The 20,494-nt window shown below is 69.5% G+C and carries 20 protein-coding genes and 1 pseudogene; 12 read left to right on the top strand and 9 right to left on the bottom strand.

What is annotated here, in order from left to right; all coding sequences use genetic code 11:
• Positions 1 to 147: 147 nt before the first annotated feature.
• Both FHG66_RS09110 and FHG66_RS09105 read left to right on the top strand, forming a co-directional pair.
• Positions 148 to 597 (top strand): hypothetical protein, encoded by a 450-nt coding sequence (locus FHG66_RS09110; protein ID WP_139076434.1) that lies wholly within the window; start codon positions 148 to 150, stop codon positions 595 to 597.
• 30 nt (positions 598 to 627) lie between these two features.
• Positions 628 to 987, top strand: coding sequence for a hypothetical protein (locus FHG66_RS09105; RefSeq protein ID WP_139076433.1), 360 nt, complete (start codon positions 628 to 630; stop codon positions 985 to 987).
• Here the strand turns inward: FHG66_RS09105 and carB are convergent.
• Both carB and FHG66_RS09095 read right to left on the bottom strand, forming a co-directional pair.
• On the bottom strand, positions 899 to 4,228 hold the full coding sequence (gene carB, locus FHG66_RS09100; RefSeq protein ID WP_139076432.1) for a carbamoyl-phosphate synthase large subunit: 3,330 nt from the start codon (positions 4,226 to 4,228) through the stop codon (positions 899 to 901). The genes FHG66_RS09105 and carB overlap by 89 nt on opposite strands.
• A gap of 128 nt (positions 4,229 to 4,356) precedes the next feature.
• Positions 4,357 to 5,940: an amino acid permease gene (locus tag FHG66_RS09095; protein WP_139076431.1), complete on the bottom strand. Its 1,584-nt coding sequence runs from the start codon at positions 5,938 to 5,940 to the stop codon at positions 4,357 to 4,359.
• Between the two features lie 108 nt (positions 5,941 to 6,048).
• Between FHG66_RS09095 and FHG66_RS09090 the strand changes: the two genes are divergently transcribed.
• From FHG66_RS09090 to aspS, 3 genes are all read left to right on the top strand, one after another.
• Positions 6,049 to 7,200 carry an aminodeoxychorismate synthase component I gene (locus FHG66_RS09090; RefSeq protein WP_425471720.1) on the top strand — a complete coding sequence of 384 codons (1,152 nt, stop codon included), beginning with the start codon at positions 6,049 to 6,051 and terminating at the stop codon, positions 7,198 to 7,200.
• Positions 7,158 to 7,790, top strand: coding sequence for an aminotransferase class IV family protein (locus tag FHG66_RS09085; RefSeq protein ID WP_176556176.1), 633 nt, complete (start codon positions 7,158 to 7,160; stop codon positions 7,788 to 7,790). The genes FHG66_RS09090 and FHG66_RS09085 overlap by 43 nt, the downstream gene beginning before the upstream one ends.
• A 62-nt stretch (positions 7,791 to 7,852) precedes the next feature.
• The gene (gene aspS, locus FHG66_RS09080) at positions 7,853 to 9,631 is read left to right on the top strand and encodes an aspartate--tRNA ligase (protein WP_139076429.1); all 1,779 of its coding nucleotides are present in this window, start codon (positions 7,853 to 7,855) and stop codon (positions 9,629 to 9,631) included.
• A 269-nt stretch (positions 9,632 to 9,900) separates the two neighbouring features.
• Here the strand turns inward: aspS and FHG66_RS09075 are convergent, their stop codons facing one another.
• Positions 9,901 to 10,191 (bottom strand): hypothetical protein, encoded by a 291-nt coding sequence (locus FHG66_RS09075; protein ID WP_139076428.1) that lies wholly within the window; start codon positions 10,189 to 10,191, stop codon positions 9,901 to 9,903.
• 173 nt (positions 10,192 to 10,364) lie between these two features.
• On the opposite strand from FHG66_RS09075, the gene FHG66_RS09070 reads away from it, so the two are divergent.
• Positions 10,365 to 11,075, top strand: a complete 711-nt coding sequence (locus FHG66_RS09070; protein WP_139076427.1) for a GNAT family N-acetyltransferase — start codon at positions 10,365 to 10,367, stop codon at positions 11,073 to 11,075.
• Positions 11,076 to 11,089: 14 nt separating this feature from the next.
• Here FHG66_RS09070 and FHG66_RS09065 read toward each other — a convergent pair whose 3' ends face one another.
• Positions 11,090 to 11,770, bottom strand: coding sequence for a response regulator (locus tag FHG66_RS09065; protein ID WP_139076426.1), 681 nt, complete (start codon positions 11,768 to 11,770; stop codon positions 11,090 to 11,092).
• Between the two features lie 108 nt (positions 11,771 to 11,878).
• Here FHG66_RS09065 and mce point away from each other — a divergent pair, with 108 nt between their 5' ends.
• Together mce and FHG66_RS09055 are read left to right on the top strand one after the other, a co-directional pair.
• Entirely contained in the window at positions 11,879 to 12,283 is a 405-nt protein-coding gene (gene mce, locus FHG66_RS09060; protein ID WP_139076425.1) for a methylmalonyl-CoA epimerase, read from the top strand.
• Positions 12,284 to 12,355: 72 nt separating this feature from the next.
• Positions 12,356 to 12,640, top strand: coding sequence for a DUF1467 family protein (locus FHG66_RS09055; RefSeq protein WP_139076424.1), 285 nt, complete (start codon positions 12,356 to 12,358; stop codon positions 12,638 to 12,640).
• Here FHG66_RS09055 and FHG66_RS09050 read toward each other — a convergent pair.
• The 3 genes from FHG66_RS09050 to FHG66_RS09040 form a co-directional block, all read right to left on the bottom strand.
• Positions 12,637 to 13,323, bottom strand: a complete 687-nt coding sequence (locus FHG66_RS09050) for an EI24 domain-containing protein (RefSeq protein WP_176556175.1) — start codon at positions 13,321 to 13,323, stop codon at positions 12,637 to 12,639. The two genes, FHG66_RS09055 and FHG66_RS09050, sit on opposite strands and share 4 nt — an antisense overlap.
• On the bottom strand, positions 13,320 to 13,898 hold the full coding sequence (locus FHG66_RS09045; RefSeq protein WP_139076422.1) for a nitroreductase family protein: 579 nt from the start codon (positions 13,896 to 13,898) through the stop codon (positions 13,320 to 13,322). Before FHG66_RS09045 ends, FHG66_RS09050 begins: the two co-directional genes overlap by 4 nt.
• A 285-nt stretch (positions 13,899 to 14,183) precedes the next feature.
• Positions 14,184 to 14,417 carry a hypothetical protein gene (locus tag FHG66_RS09040; protein WP_139076536.1) on the bottom strand — a complete coding sequence of 78 codons (234 nt, stop codon included), beginning with the start codon at positions 14,415 to 14,417 and terminating at the stop codon, positions 14,184 to 14,186.
• Between the two features lie 143 nt (positions 14,418 to 14,560).
• On the opposite strand from FHG66_RS09040, the gene FHG66_RS09035 reads away from it, so the two are divergent.
• Positions 14,561 to 15,271, top strand: a complete 711-nt coding sequence (locus tag FHG66_RS09035) for a M48 family metalloprotease (protein WP_139076421.1) — start codon at positions 14,561 to 14,563, stop codon at positions 15,269 to 15,271.
• Here FHG66_RS09035 and trhA read toward each other — a convergent pair.
• Together trhA and FHG66_RS09025 are read right to left on the bottom strand one after the other, a co-directional pair.
• Positions 15,268 to 15,918 (bottom strand): PAQR family membrane homeostasis protein TrhA, encoded by a 651-nt coding sequence (gene trhA, locus FHG66_RS09030; RefSeq protein WP_139076420.1) that lies wholly within the window; start codon positions 15,916 to 15,918, stop codon positions 15,268 to 15,270. The genes FHG66_RS09035 and trhA overlap by 4 nt on opposite strands.
• Before the next feature lie 129 nt (positions 15,919 to 16,047).
• Positions 16,048 to 17,550: a diguanylate cyclase gene (locus FHG66_RS09025; protein WP_176556174.1), complete on the bottom strand. Its 1,503-nt coding sequence runs from the start codon at positions 17,548 to 17,550 to the stop codon at positions 16,048 to 16,050.
• 94 nt (positions 17,551 to 17,644) lie between these two features.
• Here FHG66_RS09025 and FHG66_RS09020 point away from each other — a divergent pair, with 94 nt between their 5' ends.
• The 3 genes and pseudogenes from FHG66_RS09020 (at position 17,645) to FHG66_RS09010 (ending at position 20,358) form a co-directional block, all read left to right on the top strand.
• A complete protein-coding gene (locus FHG66_RS09020) occupies positions 17,645 to 17,923 on the top strand; it encodes a DUF3572 domain-containing protein (protein WP_139076418.1) in 279 nt (92 codons plus the stop codon).
• 58 nt (positions 17,924 to 17,981) lie between these two features.
• Positions 17,982 to 18,680 (top strand): HAD family hydrolase, encoded by a 699-nt coding sequence (locus tag FHG66_RS09015; RefSeq protein ID WP_139076417.1) that lies wholly within the window; start codon positions 17,982 to 17,984, stop codon positions 18,678 to 18,680.
• Between the two features lie 114 nt (positions 18,681 to 18,794).
• A pseudogene (locus FHG66_RS09010) lies at positions 18,795 to 20,358 on the top strand (trimethylamine methyltransferase family protein).
• The last annotated feature ends 136 nt before the right edge of the window (positions 20,359 to 20,494 follow it).

The following is a 20,494-nucleotide window of genomic DNA, read 5'->3' as shown; positions in this document are numbered from 1 at the left end:
CTCGGAATCACCCATGGCGCCTCGCGGGGGTGTCAGGCGATGGTCCGGCTCGGCCCAACGCCAGTCGCCCAGTGTTTCCAGTTTATCCACACAGAAGCACAAGTTGATGCTACTGTTTAGGGGTTCGCTGGAGACAAGGAGGGTGCCATGGTCATCTCCCGGGTCGTCGGTTCCCTGATCGCCCTCCATTGCGTCGTGCTGGGAGCCGTCGCTCAGGCTGACGTCGTCTTCCACCCGGACACGGCCCTGGAATTTCCGACCGGCTCGACCTTTCCGGACGTGCCCGAAGCCCGTCCCCTGATGAAGAAGGTCGTCGAGATCCTGAACAGTCACGGCTATTCGCTGGCCCGGATGGACCTGGGCAGCGGCATCGTCGGCGGCAAGCGCCTGATCGACGCCAACACGACCGAGATGCTGATCTTCCGCTTCACCCGCGACGTCGAGGACGAATCCAATGTCCTCGTCGAATGGCTGTACGGGCAGTACGTCCTGGCCTTCGGCTACTCCGAGCCACGCAGGGTCGTGGTGAAGCAGAACTCCGAGACCATGGAAGCGGTGATCAAGGAGGTCCAGCTTTACGTGCTCTTTCAGGAGTGACGAACAACCCATGAAGGACAGGTCACCAGCATGAGAAAGCCCCACGTCCAGTCGGTCCTGGCCCTTCTCGTGGTCGGGTTCTTCATGACGATCACCGGCTCCATGGCGCTCTATCCGCTGCTGAAGCCGAACGTGCCGCTGACCGAGTACTCGCAGTACTTCGCCCAGACGGCCAGCGTCTACACCGGCATCGTCGGCGTGGTCATCGGCTACTACTTTGGACGGCGCGAGGGCGAGAACGACGCCAGGTCCGAGGCCCGGCGCCGCGAGGCGGACGGGCCTGGGTCCGGCCAGGACGACATCACGCCTGCAGGCTCCTCACCCCCACCTCGCCTTCCTCCCGGGCCTGGATCGCCAGCGCCGCCGCGTGGGCTCCAGCCGCCGTCGTGAAGTAGGGGATGCGCTCGCTCAGCGCCGCCGCGCGGATATCGCGCGAGTCGCTGACCGCCTGCGTGCCCTCGGTCGTGTTCATCACCAGCGCGATATGCCCGTCCTTGAGTCGGTCCACGATGGTGAGACCGCCCTCATAGACCTTGTTGACGATCTCGCAGGGGATGCCGTGCCCTTCCAGCCAGGAGGCCGTGCCCCGGGTGGCCACGATCTGGAAGCCAAGGGTCACCAACACGTCCGAGGCCTCGCGCATGGCAGGGCCCTTGTCGGCGTCCTTGACCGACACGAAGACCCGCCCGTCGCGCGGAAGCTGGACCCCTGCGCCCATCTGCGCCTTGAGGAAGGCGCGGGCAAAGGACCGGTCCCAGCCCATCACCTCGCCCGTGGAGCGCATCTCGGGGCCAAGGATCGTGTCCACGCCGGGGAAGCGGGCAAAGGGCAGCACCGCTTCCTTGACGCTGAACCAAGGCATGTTCGGGTCCGCCAGCGTCATCGGATCGGCATAGGGCAGGGGGGTGTCGTAGGTCGCGTTCGGATAGGGTTCGCGCAGGGGGAATCCGTCCAACGTCTCGCCCGCCATCAGCCGCGCGGCGATGGACGCGATGGCGCTGTCGGTGGCCTTGGCCACGAAGGGCACCGTGCGCGAGGCGCGGGGGTTCACCTCGAGGAGGTAGACCACCCCGTCCTTGATCGCGAACTGCACGTTCATCAGGCCCACGACCTGCAGCGCCAGGGCCAGCGCCTCGGTCTGCTTGCGGATCTCCTCGATGATCGCGGGCTCCAGCGAATGGGGCGGCAGGCAGCAGGCCGAATCGCCGGAATGAACCCCGGCCTCCTCGATATGCTGCATGATGCCCGCGACATGGACGCGGGTGCCGTCGCACAGGGCGTCCACGTCCACCTCGGTCGCGCCCGACAGGTAGCTGTCCAGCAGCACCGGGCTGTCGCCCGACACGTTCACCGCCTCGCGGATGTAGCGGCTCAGCTGGTCCTGGTCGCGCACGATCTCCATGGCGCGGCCGCCCAGCACATAGGAGGGCCGGATCACCAGCGGAAAGCCGATGCGCTCGGCGATGGCAAAGGCCTGCTCGGGCGAGGACGCGATGCCGTTCACCGGCTGCTTCAGCCCTAGCCGCTCCACGAGTTGCTGGAACCGCTCCCGGTCCTCGGCCAGGTCGATGGCGTCCGGCGTGGTTCCCAGGATCGGGATGCCCGCCTCTTCCAGCGCGTTGGCGAGCTTCAGCGGCGTCTGCCCGCCGAATTGGACGATGACGCCGTGCAGCGTGCCGCGCTCCTGCTCGACCCGCAGGATCTCCATGACGTGCTCGAAGGTGACGGGCTCGAAGTAGAGCCGGTCCGAGGTGTCATAGTCGGTGGAGACCGTCTCGGGGTTGCAGTTGACCATGATGGTCTCATAGCCGGCCTCGCTCAGCGCAAAGCAGGCGTGGCAGCAGCAATAGTCGAACTCGATCCCCTGGCCGATACGGTTCGGGCCACCGCCGAGGATCACCACCTTCTTCGCGTCCGAGGGCCGGGCCTCGTCCTCGACGTCGCCCATCGCGGGGACTTCGTAGGTCGAATACATGTAGGGCGTCTGGGCCTCGAACTCGGCGCCGCAGGTGTCGATGCGCTTGAAGACGGCATGGACGCCCAGCCGCTGGCGGGCGCGGCGCACCTGCCCCTCGTCCCGGCCCGTGAGCTTGGCCAGACGCGCATCGGTGAAGCCCATCATCTTGAGCTGCCGCAACCCGTGCTCGGTCACCGGCAGGCCGTCCTTGCGGATGCGGGTCTCGGTTTCGACGATCTCGCGGATGCGGGACAGGAACCAGGGATCGTACTTGGTCGCGGCGTTGATCTCGTCGTCGGTCAGGCCATGGCGCATCGCCTGGGCGATGGTCCGCAGCCGGTCGGGCGTCGCCTTGGACAGCGCCGCGACCACGGCCGACTTGTCGGGCGCGCCGGGGATGGCCACCTCGTCGAACCCCGTGAGCCCCGTCTCCATGGAGGCCAGCGCCTTCTGGAGCGATTCGTGGATCGTGCGCCCGATAGCCATGACTTCGCCCACGGACTTCATGGCGGTGGTCAGCAGCGGCTGCGCGCCCGGGAACTTCTCAAAGGCGAAGCGGGGGATCTTGGTGACGACATAGTCGATGGTCGGCTCGAAGGACGCGGGCGTGACCTTGGTGATGTCGTTGTCGAGCTCGTCCAGCGTGTAGCCCACGGCCAGCTTGGCCGCGACCTTGGCGATGGGGAACCCCGTGGCCTTGGAGGCGAGCGCTGAGGACCGCGACACCCGCGGGTTCATCTCGATCACGACCATGCGGCCGTCGGCGGGGTTGATCGCCCACTGGACGTTCGACCCGCCCGTCTCCACGCCGATCTCGCGCAGCACGGCGATGGAGCCGTTGCGCATCTCCTGGTATTCCTTGTCGGTCAGCGTCAGCGCCGGGGCGACGGTGATGGAATCCCCGGTGTGGACGCCCATCGGGTCCACGTTCTCGATGGAGCAGACGATGATGGCGTTGTCCGCACGGTCGCGGACCACCTCCATCTCGTACTCCTTCCAGCCCAGCAGGGATTCATCGACAAGGATCTGCCCCACAGGCGAAGCGTCCATGCCCGTGCGGCAGTAGTGCTCGTATTCGGCGCGGTTGTAGGCCACGCCGCCCCCGGTCCCGCCAAGGGTAAAGGCGGGCCGGATGATCGCCGGCAGGCCGATATGCTCCAGCGCCTCCATGGCAATGGCCACGCCGGCAGCGAGATCGCGCTTGCCGTTCGCATCCTTGGGCGCGGTCACGATCTCGGCCTTCGGGTTCTCGATGCCGATGCGGTCCATCGCCTCGCGGAACAGCTTGCGGTCCTCGGCCATCTCGATGGCCTCGCGCTTGGCGCCGATCAGCTCCACCCCGAACCGCTCCAGCACGCCCATATCCGCGAGCGCGAGCGAGGTGTTCAGACCCGTCTGCCCGCCCATCGTGGGCAGCAGCGCGTCGGGCCGCTCCTTCTCGATGATCTTGGCGACCACATCGGGGGTGATGGGCTCGATGTAGGTGGCGTCGGCCAGCCCCGGGTCGGTCATGATCGTCGCGGGGTTGGAGTTCACCAGGATCACCCGGTACCCTTCCTCGCGCAGGGCCTTGCAGGCCTGGGCGCCGGAATAGTCGAACTCGGAGGCCTGCCCGATCACGATGGGGCCAGCGCCGATGATCATGATGCTCTTGATGTCGGTCCGCTTCGGCATTGGTCCCACCCCTCGCGCAAATCGACGCGCTTATAGACACGGGGCGCGGGGCCGCAAGGGACATGAAAAGGGGCGAGCCGTCGCAGGCCCGCCCCCCTTCACCGATCCTGCCGATGCCGCGGGGACTCTCAGGCCCGCTGACCTTCCGCCGCCGGGGCCGAACCTTGGCCCACGGCCCGCTCGGCCGCCGCGATGGCCGCCTGGCGACGCGCGATCTCGTCGCCGATGGGCGGGCCCTTGAAGCGGCGGTTCTCGACCAGCACCCAGATCAGCAGCGCCAGCACGACGAAGCCCAGCGTGATCTCCAGCGCCCAGTCGTTGGGCGGCTGGACCCCGATGAAGAAGATCAGCGCCATGGACAGGATCGAAAGGACCGCCACGACCTTGTAGGTGCCGATTCCCATGTTCCACGGACCCATCACCGGCCATTTCGGCCCGCCGATGGCGACCAGGCCCAGCCCAATCGGCAGCGCGAAGCTCAGGAACAGAAAGATCACCGTGCAGGACACGACGATGGAATAGGCGGGCGTGCCCGCGATGGTGATGAGCGAGGTGAACCAGACGAACAGCACGGCAAGGGTCGAGGCCGTCCAGATCGACGCCACCGGTGTGCGGTAGCGGGGCGACACGGTCGCGAGCGTCCGCGAGGCGACCGGCACCCCGTTGTCCCGCGCAAAGGCGAAAAGCATCCGCGAGGCGGAGGTCACGGTGGCCAGCCCGCAAAGCCACTGCGCCGCGAAGATCGCGACGTAGAGCACAACCTTCACCGCCGGGTTCACCTGGGTGTCCATGGCCCAGAAGAACACGTTCCAGCCCTGCGCCGCTGCTTCGTCCATGCTGGGGAGCATGAGCACGAAGCTGGACAGCATGATCCACCCGGCAAGGCCCGACCAGAGGACCGAGGTCACCATGCCCATGGGCACTGCGCGCGAGGCGTTGATCGTCTCCTCGGCGGTATGGGCCGAGGCGTCGTAGCCCGTGATCGTATAGACCGGCAGCAGCAGCCCCAGAAGGAAGGCCATGAGCCCCCCCACGGCCACCGGCCAGACGGCGCTCGCCCCCTCGGTCCCCGTGTAGTTGCCGAAGGTCCAGAGCCGGCTCCATTCCCAGGTGTCGGCCGCGAGAAGGCAGGTGATGGCCAGCGCCGCCGCCGTGAGGAGGATGAGGTAGCCCGAGAAGTCGGTGAGCTTGGCGGTGAGCCGGATGCCCATGTGGTTCACCAGCGCCTGCAGCGCGGTGATGACCGCCACGAAGGCGACGCGGGTGACCAGCGTGTCCTCCATGCCCAGGGCGGGTCCGAAGGCGCCCAGGAAGAAGTAGTAGGTGCCGACGTTGATGGCCCCCAGCACGGTCACGAGGCCCAGCAGGTTCAACCAGGCGGACAGCCACCCCGTGAAGCGGTTCCCCAGGATGGAGCCCCAGTGGTAGAGCCCCCCGGCTGTGGGATAGGCCGAGGCGATCTGCGCGAGCCCCAACGCAAAGACGCCCGAGATCAGGACTCCCAGGGGCCAGCCGATGCCGATGGCCGCGCCCCCCGCGCCCGAGGTCGCCTGCCCGAGCGAGTTGATCCCGCCGGACAGGATGCAGATGATGGAAAAGGAGATCGCGAAGTTGGAAAAGCGGCTCATCGACCGCTCCAGTTCCTGGGCGTAGCCCATGCCGTGGAGGACCTTGATGTCCTCGTGTCGGTCGTGATCGGAATAGTCGCTCAAGTTAGTCCTCTCCTGTTGTGTTTTTCGCGGTTATCTGCTCCGCCGTGTCCTCAGTGAGCATGAGCTTGACCTATGCGGCAAGCGGGCTCGTTGACTTTCCCAACCTGGATGTGCCGCTTGCGCGCCATGACTGAACAGCCTCGCGTCTTCGTTGAGCATGGCCCGAACGGCCCGGCCTGGTTCGAATCCGCGCGCGAGGTCGTCACGGCCCATGCCGTGCCAGAGGTCGCGCCCGCCCTGGCGCGGCTCGACGAAGCCCGTGCTGCGGGTCACTGGGTCGCGGGCTGGATCGCCTACGAGGCCGGGGCGGCCTTTGAACCGCGTCTGGCCGGGATCGCGCGGGGGAATGCGCCGCTCCTCGTCATGGGGGTCTTTCCGGACGGGCCGGCCCGAGGGGGCCTGGGAGCCACCCAAGCCGGTGCGGCAACGCTCACCGAGCCAAAGCCGCTCATTGCCCGCGACGACTATGACCGCGCTGTTGCCGCGGTGTTGGCCTACATCGCGGCCGGGGACTGCTATCAGGTGAACCTGACCTTCCCGCTGTCCTCGCGCCTGACAGGCACGCCGCTCGATCTCTTCCACCGCCTGCGCGGAGCCGGAGGGGCCGGGCACGCCGCCTATGCCGAGCTGGGCGTCGGGCCCACGGTCGTGTCGCTCTCGCCCGAGCTGTTCTTCCGGGTGGACCCAGCGGGCCGCATCACGTCGCGCCCCATGAAGGGCACCGCGCCGCGCGACCCGAACCCCGCCCGCGATGCGGCGCTCGCGGCCGAATTGCAGGCCAGCGAAAAGGCGCGCGCCGAGAACCTGATGATCGTGGACCTTCTGCGCAACGACATCGGGCGGCTGGCCCGACCCGGCAGCGTCCGCGTCCCCGCGCTCTATGCCCTGGAGCCCTACGCCACGGTCCACCAGATGACCTCGACGGTCGAGGGCGATCTGGCCGAGCCCGCCTCGCTGTCGCAGCTGATGCCCGCGCTGTTTCCCTGCGGCTCTGTCACCGGCGCGCCCAAGATCCGGGCCATGCAGATCATCCGCGAGTTGGAGCCGCATCCGCGCGGGGTCTATTGCGGCGCGGTCGGCTGGATGGGGCCGGACGGGTCCTGCGACTTCTCGGTCGCGATCCGGACTCTGAGGATCGAGGGGCGGGACGTCACGTTGAACGTGGGCGGGGGCATCGTGGCGGATTCAACCGCCCAGGGCGAATGGGAGGAGGCGCTGTGGAAGACGCGCTTCGTCGGGCCGGCGCTGAGCCCGGCCTGACGCTCATCGAGACGCTGGCCTGGGACGGCGCGGCCCCGCTGCGCGAAGGGCGCCACCTGGCCCGCATGGCCCGCTCCGCCGCCGCGCTGGGCTGGGGCTTCGACCGTGGGGCGGCCCGAACGGCTTTGCGCGAGGGCCGGACGACTCCCGCGCGCCTGCGGCTGACGATGGATCATGAAGGCCGGTTCCACGTCACCGAGGGGCCGCTGCCCGCCCCCGCAACGCTTTGGCGTGTCGCGGTCCACCCAACGCGCCTTGCCTCGGCCGACCCCTGGCTGCGTCACAAGACGACGCGCCGTGCCCTTTACGATCAGGCGCGAGCCGCGCTGCCCGCTGGGATCGAGGAATGGCTGTTCCTGAACGAACGGGGCGAGGTCTGCGAGGGCACCATCACCACCCTGTTCTTCGACCGGGGCGAGGGCTGGCGCACCCCTCCGCTCGCCTGCGGCTGCCTTCCGGGCATCCTGCGGGAGGAGATGCTGGAGCAGGGCGCGCGCGAGGAGGTGCTGAGGGCCGAGGACCTGCCCCGGGTGCGGCTCGCGGTCGGCAATGCGCTGCGGGGCCTTGTGCCGGCGGTGCTGGTAGCCTGACCCCGGCTTGACTTCCCCGCCCCTTTGCGATGGATCGGCCCGACCGTTCCGGAGGACCGCCCATGCATCGCTATCGCACCCAAACCTGCGCCGACCTGCGCGCCTCCGACGTCGGGCAGACCGTGCGGCTGGCGGGCTGGGTCCACCGCGTCCGCGACCACGGCGGCATCTTGTTCGTGGACTTGCGCGATCATTACGGCATCACGCAGTGCCTGGCCGATCCCGACTCCCCGGCCTTCAAGGACGTGGAGAAGCTCCGCGCCGAATGGTGCGTCCGCATCGACGGCGTGGTGAAGGCCCGCGATGCCTCCCTCGTGAACCCCAAGATCCCGACCGGCGAGGTCGAGGTCTTCATCCGTGAGGTCGAGGTGCTGGGCCCGGCGGGCGAACTGCCGCTCCAGGTCTTCGGCGACCAGGAATACCCGGAGGAGACGCGGCTCCGCTACCGCTTCCTCGACCTGCGGCGCGAGCAGATGCAGCGCAAGATGATGCTGCGGAGCGATGTCGTCCGCTCCCTGCGCCAGCGCATGTGGGACCAGAACTTCCGCGAATACCAGACGCCGATCATCACCGCGTCCTCGCCCGAAGGCGCGCGCGACTTCCTCGTGCCCTCGCGTCTGCATCCCGGCAAGTTCTACGCGCTGCCCCAGGCGCCGCAGCAGTTCAAGCAGCTTCTGATGGTGTCGGGCTTCGACCGCTACTTCCAGATCGCGCCCTGCTTCCGTGACGAGGACCCGCGCGCCGACCGGTCGCCCACCGACTTCTACCAGCTTGATCTGGAGATGAGCTTCGTCACGCAGGAGGACGTCTTCGCGACCGTCCAGCCGGTCATCAAGGGCGTGTTCGAGGAGTTCGGCGGCGGCCGCAAGGTCGATGCCGACTGGCCGCTGATCTCCTACCGCGACGCGGCGCTCTGGTACGGGACGGACAAGCCCGACCTGCGGAACCCCATCAGGATGCAGGTCGTCTCGGACCACTTCCGGGGCGGCGGCTTCGGCATCTTTGCCAAGTTGCTGGAGCAGGACGGGACCGAGGTCCGCGCCATTCCCGCGCCCAAGGGCGGCGGCCGCAAGTTCGCGGACCGCATGAACGCCTGGGCCCAGAAGGAGGGGCTGCCGGGGATGGGCTACATCTTCTGGCGCGAGGCCGAGGACAAGTCGGGCATGGAGGCCGCCGGGCCCATCGCCAAGGCACTGGGGCCTGAGCGGACCGAGGCTATTCGGGAGCAGTTGGGCCTCGGGCTGGGCGATGCGGCGTTCTTCCTGGGCGGCAAGCCCGACGCCTTCGAGAAGATCGCGGGGCGGGCGCGGACCGTGATCGGGGACGAGCTGGGGCTCACCGAGAAGGACCGCTTCGCCTTCTGCTGGATCGTCGATTTCCCGATGTACGAGAAGACCGACGACGGGAAGATCGACTTCTCGCACAACCCCTTCTCCATGCCGCAGGGGGGGCTGGAGGCTCTGAACGGGGACCCGCTCTCCATCCACGCCTACCAGTACGACCTCGCCTGCAATGGCTATGAGCTGATCTCCGGGGGCATCCGGAACCACCGGCCCGACATCATGTTCAAGGCCTTCGAGATCGCGGGCTACGGGCAGGACGAGGTCGAGAAGCGGTTCGGCGGCATGGTCAACGCCTTTCGCTATGGTGCCCCCCCGCACGGGGGCTGCGCGGCCGGGATCGACCGGATGGTGATGCTGCTCGCCGATGAGCAGAACATTCGCGAGGTCATCCTGTTCCCGATGAACCAGCGGGCCGAGGACCTGCTCATGGGCGCGCCCAGCGAGCCCACGCCTGCCCAGTTGCGCGACCTCGGGCTCCGGGTGGTCCGCGAGGCCTAGGATCAGGTCCCAGGCGCGCCGCTCCTCGGGCGCAAGCTCGGCGCGCCATTTTGAATCCCGCGCCTTGCGCCTGGATTCGTTTAGGCGGACGGTGGCCAGGAACGCGTCATCGCAGCCATAGGCTCGCATCCAGGAGATGTCGTGGTCGCGGGTGGTCACGGGTCGAGCCCTCGCCTTGGATGGCCGGGGCAGGGCCCGGATCGCTGGCAGGATCGCGCGTCGCGATTAACGAAGCCCGAGGGCGCCGAGCGGTCCCCCGCGACCCGGCCTCAGGACCCCAGGGTGGTGACGACGCCCACCGCAAGTTCGGCCCAGATCCAGATCACCACGAGCCAGATCGCGGCGGCGGCGAGGGCGCGCCGTCCCCGATGCGGCGTGAGGCGCTGAGCGATTTCCCAAACGCCCAAGCCCAGGGCCATGATCAGGGCGGCGGCGAGGAAATCCCCGGGGGCCCAGTTGACTGCGTCCGTCACCTGCATGGCGACGGCCACGAGCAGCAGGACGACGACCGCGATGGCCCAGGGGAGCAGGCGGCGGCGGTCGGAGGCGTGGGTTGTCATCGGGGGCCTCAGGAGGGTGGGGCGCTGGACGAGGGGAAGGCTAGGGCACGGGCGGCGGCCTGTCCACGGCGGAGGCGCGCCGGGGCGGGCGAGGGTCGGGATGCGGCGGGGGGCCGCCCTTGCGGTTGCGCGGGCCGCGCGCCACGGTGCGCCCGCATAGCTAAGGAGCCCCCATGTCCGCGCCTCTTTTCGGTGAGCCCGTCCTGAACTGGACCCCGCCGCCCCGGCCCGGTCCGGCGGTGCTGGACGGGCATTGGGTCCGGCTCGAACGGCTGGACCCGGCGCGGCACGGGCCGCAGATCCACCCGGCCAACCGCGAGTCCGACGCCATCTGGGATTACCTGCCCTATGGCCCGTTCGCCGCGCAGCGGGACTGGGAGGACTGGGCCGAGGACATGGCCCGGCGAGAGGACCCCTTCTTTTACGCGATCCGCGATCTCGACACCGGCCGGGCGGCGGGGGTGGCGAGCTTCCTGCGGATCGCGCCCGAGGCGGGGTCCATCGAGGTCGGGCATATCTGCTTGTCCCCCGCGCTCCAGCGGACGCCGGCGGCGACCGAGGCGATGGTCCTGATGATGCGCTGGGCCTTTGCGGCGGGATATCGCCGTTATGAATGGAAGTGCGACGCGCTGAACCGTCCCTCGCGCCGGGCCGCGCAACGGCTGGGACTGTCCTTCGAGGGGGTGTTCCGGCAGGCGACGGTGGTGAAGGGGCGCAACCGCGACACCGCGTGGTTCGCCGCGATCGACAAGGACTGGCCCGCGCTGGAGGCGGCCTTTGACCGCTGGCTCGACCCGGGGAATTTCGTTGGAATGCGGCGGCAGAGGGAGGCGCTTTCCGCGCTGACCGCGCCGGTTCTGGTGGCTCGCGACCCCTTGGCCTAGGGCGGACCCTGGCCTTAGGGGTGAGAGAGCCTGCGCCCGAGCGACCGGGTCAGACGTTCGACGTCGGGTGCCGTCCCGCTGGCGGCGGCGGCGGCATCCTGGGCGAGGGCGCGGTCCCCGGCGGTGCGGGCCACGCCCTTGACGAAGCCCGATACATACTCGAGGGGGGCATCTGCTTGCGCCAGCAGGGTTGCGGCGTGCTCCAGATCCTCGCGCAGCGCTGTGGGATCGACCACCGGCGGGACGGGGGGACCGGCGCGCCAGCCCTGGGGACGCCGGTCGGAGGGGAGCCGCGACAGCAGCGTGTCTTGGAACGCCGCAAGGGTCAGCGGCTTGGCCAGGAAGGCATCGGCCCCGGCCGCGCGCGCCAAGAGCGCGGTGTCGGGATCGCCGCTGAGGGCAAGGATGGCGTCGATGCGCGGCCGCGATTGGGACAACTGGGCGATCAGGTCCAGCCCCGAGCCGTCCGGCAGGTGGAGGTCCACGATCACGACGTCCGGCCGGTAGCCGCGCAGGTGCCGTTCCGCGGTGGCCAGGCTGTCGGCGCGGCGCAGGCGTGCCCCGGACCGGCGGCAGAACATCCGCACCCCCTCGGCAGAGAGGCGGCTGTCCTCCACGAGGAGGAGGGTCAGCCCGGCCAGCGGTTGGTCGGCTGAAGCGGCACGATGTGGGAGGAGATCGTCGAGGCTGCCCATGAGGAGTGCTTCCGTTCTGTCCTGGGAAACAGATTCGCGCGTTCTGGTGAATTCTTGGTTAAGCACGAACGACTTGCCTTTCGGCTGCGGCTGGCCCGTAATCCGTTCATGATCGGACGCCTGAATCACGTGGCCATCGTGGTCCCCGACCTGCCTGAGGCCGTCGCGCGCTACCGCGATGCGCTGGGGGCGGAAGTGGAACCTCCGCAGGACCTGCCCGAGCATGGGGTGCGGGTGGTCTTCGTGACCCTGCCCAACACCAAGGTGGAACTGCTGGAGCCTCTGGGCGAGGGAAGCCCGGTCGAGGGATTTCTGGGCAAGAACGCCTCGGGCGGGATCCATCACATCTGCTACGAGGTGGACGACATCCTCGCGGCACGGGACCGGTTGGTGGGAGCGGGTGCGCGCGTGCTGGGTGGCGGGGAGCCCAGGATCGGCGCGCATGGCAAGCCCGTGCTGTTCCTGCATCCCAAGGACTTCAACGGCACCCTGATCGAGCTGGAGCAGGCCTGACCTGCGGCACCGGGGCGCCTTGGCCTTGGGCGCGGCGCCGCTTATGTCGGGCGGGCCTGCAGGGAGGAATCCATGACCATCACCGGCGCCATCGTGCTGTTTTCCGTCGTCTGGTTCATGGTGTTCTTCATCGTGCTGCCCCTGCGGCTTGTCACGCAGGGCGACGCGGGCGAGATCGTGCCGGGCACGCATGCCTCCTCGCCGCACGAGTTCGCGCTCGGGCGGAAGGCGCGGATCACCACGCTTTGGGCCGTGGCGATCTGGGTGGGGCTGGCCATCATGCTGACCTGGGGGCCCTGGGGGGTCCGCGACCTTGACTGGTTCGGCCGGATGGAGCCCCCGCGCGTGGCGAACTAACGCCGCCTGACGCGGTGATAGAGATGGGTGAAGGCCGCCGCGCCCAGCGTCGGCACGATCAGGTTCAGGATCGGCACGAAGAGCGGGATCGCCATCAGGCCGCCCAGCAGCCAGACCTTGCCCCGGTGGGCGCGCAGTAGCGCGTCCGCGCCTGCGCGTCCCTCGCGGCGCAGGGCCGCCACGCGGAAGTATTCGCGGCCGAGCAGGAAACCGTTCAGCACGACGAAGATCACAGGGGCGAGCGGCGCCAGCAGCAGGTAGGCCACCAGCGCCAGGGCGTTGGCCACGAGGACGACCGCGAAGGCGCCGACCGATTCGCGCAGCGCCTCGCCCCAGCCTTGCGGGCGCACGCGGGGCAGGCCGGGGTAGTGCCGGTCCTCCACCGCCTCGGCCACCTCGTCGAGGAAGATCGAGGTCATGGCCGAAGCGACGGGCACCATCAGGAACACCGACAGTACCAACACGACCGGGACCGCCGCCCAGCCCGCGAGGTTGTCGAGCCAAGTCACCTCGCCCACGAAGGGGAGCGTGAAGGTGTCCGGCAGTGCCCAGGCCAGGAACCAGAGCAGCCCCGCCGAGGCCGCGGCCAGGAGGAGCAGCGCCAGCGCCACGCCGCGCCAGAGCACCCGCTGGAACCGCCGATCGGGAAGCTGCCCGACCGCGAGGGTGACGTCCCGGATCACGCGCTGATCCAAGTGGTAAGCTTGGCCACGTCGGGGCGGGGGCGGTCGGGGGATTCGGCCACCGGCGTGCCGATGTGGATGACGCCCGCCACCGTTTCGCCATCGCGCAGGCCCAGGCCCTCGCGGCGGAAGGTCTCGTCGTAGGTGGGCCAGCCGGACAGCCAGTTGGCACCCCAGCCCTGCGCAAGTGCGGCGTTGAGCAGCGACAGGCAGACCGCCCCGGCGGAGTAGGTCTGCTCGATCAGCGGCACCTTTTCTGTGGGCCGGGGCACCTGCACGACGACGACCGCGAGGTCGGACATGGAGTACTGCGAGGCCGCCTTGGCGATCCGCTCAGGCTCCTGCCCTAGGACGGGGCCGCGCTCCTCGACCAGCCGGGCGAGCCGGTCGGTCGCGGGGCGGGTCAGGACGATGAAGCGCCATGGCTCCAGCTTGCCGTGATCGGGGACGCGGGTCGCGGCGGCCAGAAGCTGGCCGACCTCGTCCTGCGACGGGACGGGCAGCCCGAGGGTGCGCGCGGGGCGCGAGCGGCGCGAAAGCAGGAAGTCGAGCGCGGCAGGGTTCTTGTCGGGCATGGGTCGTCCTTCGGATGCGTCGGGGCTGACGTAATCCCTGGCCGGCGGCGTTGGAAGGGCGTTCGCCGCGCCCCCGCCATCCGCAATCCGGCCATCCCCAATAACGAAGCCGGAGGTTGCCTCCGTCGCTTCGCGCGTGCGGGGCGGGCGCTAAGGCCCTGCGTCATGCAGGGCGACTGGCACATCATCATCGTCCGCGCGCGCTCGGCAGGCTGCGCGCTGGCCTGGCGGGTTCCTCCGGGCCGGGGGCTGAGGCGGGAGCCGGCTTGCGGGCCGGCACCGCGTTCAGCTGGCGCGGACCTTGTAGATGCCTTCCGGCAGGTTCAGCGCCGCGCGAAGGTCGCGGACCTGGGCCGTGGACAGGGTGACCTTGACCACCTCGTCCCGGCGTTCGTCGTACTGCTCCACGGTGACGCATTCCTCGAAAAGGCAGATCGTCACATCCTCCTGGAGAGGGGCGGGGCCGTCATCCACAAGGGTGACGACGGTGGCGTCGAAGTCGTGCTCGATGGTGACCATGGCCAAAGGGTAGGGCGCGGAGCCCGTGGCCGCAACAGGACAGGATGGTGCCGATCTCGTGAGCGGGGGCATGTCGCGGCTGGTCCGCGGGCGCGGCCCCCGGTAGGCTTGGCTCGCGTCCCTTTCTGGCTTTTCCGGACCTCATGAGCCTGCGTCTTCTCGCCGCTTTGGCGGCCTGCCTGACCGTTGCCGCCTGCGGCCTTCCCCTGCGCCCCGGGTCCGAGCGGGTGATTCCCGAGGCTACGCTGGAAGCCGGACGGGCTCAGGCGCAAAGTTTCCTGGAGGTCGTGTCGCGGGTGGAGCCGGTGGCCGAGGCCGAATGCGCGCAGCGCAATCCCACGGCCAACTGCGATTTCCGGATCGTGGTGGACGACCGTCCCGGCATGCCGCCCAACGCCTTTCAGACCTTGGAATCCGGCGGGCGGCCTCTCCTGGCCTTCACGGTGTCGCTGATCTCGGCGGTGCAAAACCCGGACGAGCTGGCGTTTGTCATGGCGCACGAGGCGTCGCATCACATCGCCGGGCATCTGGCGCTGCAGGACGAATACGCGAGCCTGGGCGCGGCGGTCTTTGGCCAGCTTGCCAGCCAGGCCCAGGGCGCGACCCCCGCCTCGATCCGCGAAGCGCAGCGGTTGGGCGCGCAGGTGGGCGCGCGCAGCTACTCCAAGGACTTCGAGTTGGAAGCCGACCGGCTGGGCACCTTTGTGGCCACTCAGGCCGGCTATGACCCGATCCTGGGGGCGCAGTTCTTTCTTCGGCTGCCCGATCCGGGGAACCGCTTCCTGGGCACGCATCCGTCGAACGGGGAGCGGATCGCGACGGTGGCGCGGGCCGCGGCCGAGATCCGGCGCTAGGCGAAGGTCCCCATCGCGATGGCGGCAAAGAAGCAGCCCGAGGCCGCGAGCACGAAGGCGTGCCAGATCGCGTTCGAGAACTTGAGGGAATCCCAGGCGAAGAACACCACGCCCAAGGTGTAAAGCACGCCGCCCAGCGCCGTCAGCAGCAGAGCGGGCGGCGGCAGCGCGGCGGCCAGGGGCCACAGAAGCAGCACGCCCAGCCAGCCCAGGCCAAGGTAGATCGCGTAGCCCAATCGTCCGGGCTCGCGCCAGAAGAACACCTTGGACACCGCCCCGAACAGCGCCAGCGACCAGACCAGCGCCAGCACCGCCCAGGCGAAGGCGCCGTTGATGAGGAGCGCGAGCGGCGTGAAAGTGCCCGCGATCTTGAGGAAGATCGCGGCGTGGTCCAGGCGCCGCAGCGTGGGGCGGAGCCGCTCCCATGGGGTCATGTGGTAGCAGGCCGAGGCTATGAACGTCCCTATCAGGGCCAAACCGTAGACCGCGACCGCAACGGCTCGCGCGCTGTCGGCGTGCAGGATCGCGAAGGTCGTCAGGATCGAGGCCCCCGTCAGGGCAAAGGTGACCCCCAGCGCGTGGATCACGCCATCGGCGATCCGCTCGGAGCGGGCGTAGGCGGGATAGACGAAGGAGGGCTGCTCCATGGACCTGATCGGGGCTGATGGGGCGCAGGGATGCGCCGGCTCTGCGGGGGATGACGCATGGATAACGCCCCAAGGCTCGCTTGGATCCCTTCGCTTCCGATCTTTGGGCGGAACCCCCGCCGTCCGGCCTCAGGGGCCGGAGGGGGCCAGCACCACCGTGTTGCGGCCTGCGTCCTTGGCCGCATAAAGCGCTGCGTCCGCCCGCGCCACGAGCTGGGGCAGGGACAGGCCCGCCGCCACGTCCTCGGCCGATGCCGTCGCGATGCCGATGGACAGCGTGACGGTCAGCGTTGCCGGGCCGGGCGTCGGTTTGGCTGCCGGAGCGACGGGGGCCGAGGCCCTGGCGCCGACTGCCGCCACGGCGCGGCGGCTCACGGACGGGCGGCCGGGCCCGACGGCGAAGGGGCGCGCGGCCACGGCCTGCCGGAGATCCTCGGCAATCGCGCGGGCGCGTTCGGGCGTGCAGCCCGGCAGGGCGGCGCGGAACTCCTCCCCTCCCACGCGGGCCAGGAGGTCGCCCTTGCGCAGCCGGGCCTTGAGCCGTCGCGCCACCTCGGTCAGCACGCGGTCCCCGGCGGCGTGGCCCAGGCGGTCGTTGATCGACTTGAAGTGGTCGATGTCGAGCATCATGACCGCGAGGCCCTGGCCGGATTGTCCCATCGCCTCGGCCATGCGGCGCAGGGCCGGGTCGGCGTGGTGCAGGTTGTGCAGCCCGGTGAGGGGATCGGTCACGGCCGCGCGCAGATGCCGCCGGATCTGGGCGCGGAAGCGTTCCGCCACCGCGCGGCGGCTCAGGAGGGCGCGGGCCCTCTCCGCCACCTCGTCCAGAAGAACCGGGCCGACCACAACGTCGCCGGCCCCGAGATCGAGTGCGAGGGCGGCGGTTTCGATTGCCTCGGCGGGGAGGAGGACCAGCGTGGCGGCGTTGCGCGTGTCGGCGTGGCCTTTCAGTTCGGCCAGAAGAGCCAGGACGCGCGCGCCTTGCGCGAGATCGCCCCGCATGCCGCTGACGTCGATCACCACCAGGTCGGGGCTGAGTCTCGTCGGCAGGCCGGTGACGAGGGGAAGGCTCGTCACCTCGCACCCCAAAAGGGGGGCCAGCGCGCCAGGCGGCAGCGAGGCCCCGCGCAGCGCGGACAGGACCGCGACGCGGGTGGGCGCCGGCCGCCACGGGGCGGGGGCCGCGACGAAGGCCGCGGGTTCCTCCGACAGGCCGGACAGGGACAGCGCCTGCTCCTCCGGCCCGCCGAGATCGACCGAGGCCTCGCGGCCGCGCAGGAGGCTGCGGACCCGCGCCTGGAGGAGCCGTGCGGCCATGCCGCGGCTGGTCGCATCCTCGGCCCCGGCGCGCAGCGCCGCCAGCCGGAGGTCTGGCCGGCCCAGCGGAGTCAGCGCCAGCGTGGGGAGGGGGCTGCCGGGTCGTGCCCTGGCCTGTTCCATGGCTTCGATGGCAGCGGCGCCGTCCTCATCGAGGTCGAGGAGCAGGAGGTCGGGACGGCAGGCTGCCACAAGGCCGGGGAGGTCCGAAGGATGGCCGCATTCCGCCGTCTTCTTGCCCACTTCGGCCAGGTCGGCCCCCAGGGCGGCGCGTCGCACCGGGTCCCTATCGACAATCAAGACGTGGCCGCCCATCATTTCCATCCTTCGTTGGCCGCCGCTTGTCCCTCTGTGTCAAATCTGAGACCAAAACCTTAAGAATCCCTTTCCATGCTGGTAACCATCTCTCATGAACCCTGACCAAGCCGAAACCATCGCCCTGCAGGCCCTGGCCTGGATCGCCGCCGACGAGGAGCTTCTCCCGCAGTTGAGCGGTGCAACGGGAGCGAGCCTTGAAGATGCCAGGGAGCGGGCCCAGGACCCTGCCTTCCTTGCCGGAATCCTCGAGTTCCTCACCATGGAGGATCGCTGGGTCCAGAGGTTCTGCGACGACCACAGCCTGCCCTATGACGCGCCCATGCGGGCGCTGATGGCGCTGCCGGGGCAGCAACGGGACGAGTGGCCGTGATGCGCGTTCACTCATCGGGCCTAAAGGCCTTTGTTGTTCCAGAGCCGTGGTCGGTGGAATGACGCGCATCAAGGGAATCCTTTTCGACAAGGACGGGACGCTGTTCGATTTCCAGGCGACCTGGGGGGCCTGGAGCCGCGGCATGATCGAGGCCGAGTCGGGCGGCGACCCCGCCCTGCGCGACCGCATCGCCGAGGTGCTGGGCTACGATCTGGCGACGAGCCGGTTCCATCCCGACAGCATCGTCATCGCCTCGACCACCGAGACAGTGGCCGAGCACCTGACCGCCGTCCTGCCGGGGGTGGACAAGGAGGCGCTGATGGCGCGCATGAACGACCGCGCCGCCGACGCGCCGCAGGTGGAGGTCGCGGGTCTTCGCGAGGTGCTGGACCGGCTGGCGGGCATGGGCCTGTCGCTGGGGGTGGCGACCAACGACACCGAAGGGCCCGCGCGGTCGCATCTGCGCGCGGCGGGGATCGAGGAGCGGTTCGGCTTCATCGCCGGGTTCGACAGCGGCTGGGGCGGCAAGCCCGCGGCGGGGCAGCTCCTCGCCTTTGCCGATGCGGTTGGGCTGGAGCCCGCCGCCTGCGTGATGGTGGGCGACAGCCTGCATGACCTTGCCGCCGCCCGGACGGCGGGGATGGCCGGCGTCGGCGTCCTGACCGGCGTGGCCGGGCGCGAGGCGCTGGAGCCTGCCGGCACCGTGGTGCTGGAGTCGATCGCCGAGCTGCCGGACTGGGTGGCCGAGCGGGGCTGAGCGCCGGGACGCGGCAAGGGCGTTTCCCGAAAGCGACCCCCGACGTCAGCAGGAGGGTCCGACCGGGACCGGGCCGCCTGACAGGCTGTGCCCGGAACCGGGAGGGAGGGCCCCATGCCCAACGATCTGGCCGATGCGGGCGGGCGCAAGCGCCGCCATGGGGAACGGGCCGGGAACGCAGCGCGGCGGGGCACGGCCGTCATGGAGCAGATGCCTTGGCGTATCCCGTCGACCACGACCGTCGCATCGAGCCCCTGGACGAGGCGGGCGTGGAGGCGATCCACGCCGCCGCGATGCGCGTCCTCAAGGAGATCCGGATCGAGTTCCTGAACGACGAGGCCGTGGCGCTGTTCCAGCAGGCTGGTTGCACGGTCAACGGCCGAAACCTCCGCATGGGACGGGACTGGGTGATGGAGATGGTGGGCCGCGCGCCCGGAGTTCACGATCGACCCCCCGCAACCCGGACCGCGTTCTGCCCATCGGCGACACGGCCATCCTGTTCGGCAACGTGTCCTCGCCTCCGAACCACTGGGACATGGAGATCGGGCGGAAGGTGCCGGGGACGCGCGGGCATTGCGCGGACCTGTTCCGGCTGACGCAGCACGTCAACCGCATCCACGTCGCGGGCGGCTATCCGGTGGAGCCGGTGGAGATCCATCCCTCGGTGCGTCACCTCGACGTGCTGTTCGACAAGCTGACGATCACCGACAAGGTCGTGCACGCCTATTCGCTGGGCCGCGAGCGGGTCAAGGACGCGATGGGGATGGTGCGGATCGCGGGGGGGCCTGTCCGAGGGGAAGTTCCAGGCGACGCCCTGGATGTACGCCAACATCAACTCGACCTCGCCGCTGAAGCACGACCGGCCGATGATCGACGGCTGCCTGCGGATGATCCGGCGGGGGTGGGCGGTGGTGGTGACGCCCTTCACGCTGGCAGGCGCCATGGCGCCGGTGACCATGGCGGGAGCGGTTGCGCTGTCGGTCACCGAGGCGCTGTCGGCCATCGCGCTGTTCCAGTGGGCCGCGCCAGGGTGCGCCTGCGTGATCGGGAACTTCACCAGCAATGTGGACATGAAGTCGGGCGCTCCGGCCTTTGGCACGCCGGAATACCTGCGCGCCACGCCGATGACCGGCCAGATGGCGCGGTTCTGCGGGCTGCCCCTGCGCGCGAGCGGAGTCTGTGCCGCCAACGTGCCGGACGGGCAGGCGATGTGGGAAACCAGCAACAGCCTGTGGTCGGCGGTCCAAGCGCGCACCAACATGGTCTGTCACGCGGCTGGCTGGGGGGCTGATCGCTTCCCCCAAGAAGGTCGTCATGGACTGCGAGGTCCTGCAGGTGATCCAACGTTACATGGAGCCCGCGGTCTGGGCCACGGGCGTGGACGACATCGCGCTGGACGCGATCCGCGAGGTCGGATCGTCAGGGCATCACTTCGGCATCCAGCATACGCAGGGTCGCTACGCGAAGGCCTTCTACGCGCCCTTTGTCTCGGACTGGCGGAACTGCGAGGCTTGGGAGGTCGCAGGCGGCGTCTGGACGCAGGAGCGCGCGCCCCGGCTTTACAAGGAGATCCTCGCGAGTTTCGAGGAGCCGCCCATGGACCCGGCCACACGCGAGTCGCTGACGGACTTCGTGGCCCCGGCGAAAGCGCGAGGGCGGCGCGCCGACGGACTTCTGAGGCCGGACTTCGTCCACGCTCCGTCCACGCTCCGTCCACGCCCCGTGGCAGGTGCGTGTTCCTGCAAGGCACGCTTGCAGGAGCCGCCCCGGAGCACCACATCCCAGAACCAAGACGGGGCCGCATCATGGGCTGT

The sequence above is a fragment of the Rubellimicrobium rubrum genome (genome assembly GCF_006152115.1).
Classification (GTDB): domain Bacteria; phylum Pseudomonadota; class Alphaproteobacteria; order Rhodobacterales; family Rhodobacteraceae; genus Rubellimicrobium; species Rubellimicrobium rubrum.
Note: the sequence above shows the minus strand (reverse complement) of the source record. Positions and strands in the feature narration are given on the sequence as shown.

Coding starts and splice junctions, on each gene's coding strand:
- FHG66_RS09110 (WP_139076434.1), top strand. CDS start 148: ATGGTCATCTCCCGGGTCGTCGGTTCCCTGATCGCCCTCCATTGCGTC.
- FHG66_RS09105 (WP_139076433.1), top strand. CDS start 628: ATGAGAAAGCCCCACGTCCAGTCGGTCCTGGCCCTTCTCGTGGTCGGG.
- carB (WP_139076432.1), bottom strand. CDS start 4,228: ATGCCGAAGCGGACCGACATCAAGAGCATCATGATCATCGGCGCTGGC.
- FHG66_RS09090 (WP_425471720.1), top strand. CDS start 6,049: ATGTGCCGCTTGCGCGCCATGACTGAACAGCCTCGCGTCTTCGTTGAG.
- aspS (WP_139076429.1), top strand. CDS start 7,853: ATGCATCGCTATCGCACCCAAACCTGCGCCGACCTGCGCGCCTCCGAC.
- FHG66_RS09075 (WP_139076428.1), bottom strand. CDS start 10,191: ATGACAACCCACGCCTCCGACCGCCGCCGCCTGCTCCCCTGGGCCATC.
- FHG66_RS09070 (WP_139076427.1), top strand. CDS start 10,365: ATGTCCGCGCCTCTTTTCGGTGAGCCCGTCCTGAACTGGACCCCGCCG.
- FHG66_RS09065 (WP_139076426.1), bottom strand. CDS start 11,770: ATGGGCAGCCTCGACGATCTCCTCCCACATCGTGCCGCTTCAGCCGAC.
- mce (WP_139076425.1), top strand. CDS start 11,879: ATGATCGGACGCCTGAATCACGTGGCCATCGTGGTCCCCGACCTGCCT.
- FHG66_RS09055 (WP_139076424.1), top strand. CDS start 12,356: ATGACCATCACCGGCGCCATCGTGCTGTTTTCCGTCGTCTGGTTCATG.
- FHG66_RS09045 (WP_139076422.1), bottom strand. CDS start 13,898: ATGCCCGACAAGAACCCTGCCGCGCTCGACTTCCTGCTTTCGCGCCGC.
- FHG66_RS09040 (WP_139076536.1), bottom strand. CDS start 14,417: ATGGTCACCATCGAGCACGACTTCGACGCCACCGTCGTCACCCTTGTG.
- FHG66_RS09035 (WP_139076421.1), top strand. CDS start 14,561: ATGAGCCTGCGTCTTCTCGCCGCTTTGGCGGCCTGCCTGACCGTTGCC.
- trhA (WP_139076420.1), bottom strand. CDS start 15,918: ATGGAGCAGCCCTCCTTCGTCTATCCCGCCTACGCCCGCTCCGAGCGG.
- FHG66_RS09025 (WP_176556174.1), bottom strand. CDS start 17,550: ATGGGCGGCCACGTCTTGATTGTCGATAGGGACCCGGTGCGACGCGCC.
- FHG66_RS09020 (WP_139076418.1), top strand. CDS start 17,645: ATGAACCCTGACCAAGCCGAAACCATCGCCCTGCAGGCCCTGGCCTGG.
- FHG66_RS09015 (WP_139076417.1), top strand. CDS start 17,982: ATGACGCGCATCAAGGGAATCCTTTTCGACAAGGACGGGACGCTGTTC.